We start from the raw sequence: 411 nt of genomic DNA, 5'->3' as shown, positions 1-411 counted from the left end.
CTTCAGGGTAAGTTCCTTTCAGATGACGAAGCTTACAATAAAAGAGTAGAGGCAAGAGCTCGTCCATATGTCATGATAGAAGGGGAGTTGTACAAACATGGAGTTTGTGCTCCGCTGCTCAAATGCTTATCCAGAACCGAAGGTATAGAGTTAATGAAAGAAATACATGCAGGCCTGTGTGGATCTCACATTGGATCTAGGCCGTTACTTGGAAAAGTTTTCCATCAAGGGTTTTATTGGCCGAAGGCAGCTTCGGATGCAGCAGATCTGGTTCAAAAGTACGAAAATTCAGATTTGAGAAAACTACTGACAAGTCTTCAAGAAAAATGCCTGGAATTAAAAGACGAGACGAATCTAGTCCAGTTGGTTGGGTCTATATTTCATACTCCTATTTAAAAGTCAAACACTTGA

At 40.9% G+C, this 411-nt stretch carries 1 protein-coding gene; it reads left to right on the top strand.

Annotated elements, in window-relative coordinates; all coding sequences use genetic code 11:
- Positions 1-396 (top strand): hypothetical protein (locus VN21_RS18780; protein ID WP_046824231.1); only part of this gene is annotated, 396 nt, incomplete at its 5' end.
- Positions 397-411 lie beyond the last annotated feature (15 nt).

Source organism: Paraclostridium benzoelyticum (assembly GCF_001006285.1).
Lineage (GTDB): Bacteria > Bacillota > Clostridia > Peptostreptococcales > Peptostreptococcaceae > Paraclostridium > Paraclostridium benzoelyticum.
The sequence above is the reverse complement of the archived record's forward strand: the minus strand, read 5'-3'. Positions and strand labels throughout refer to the sequence as shown.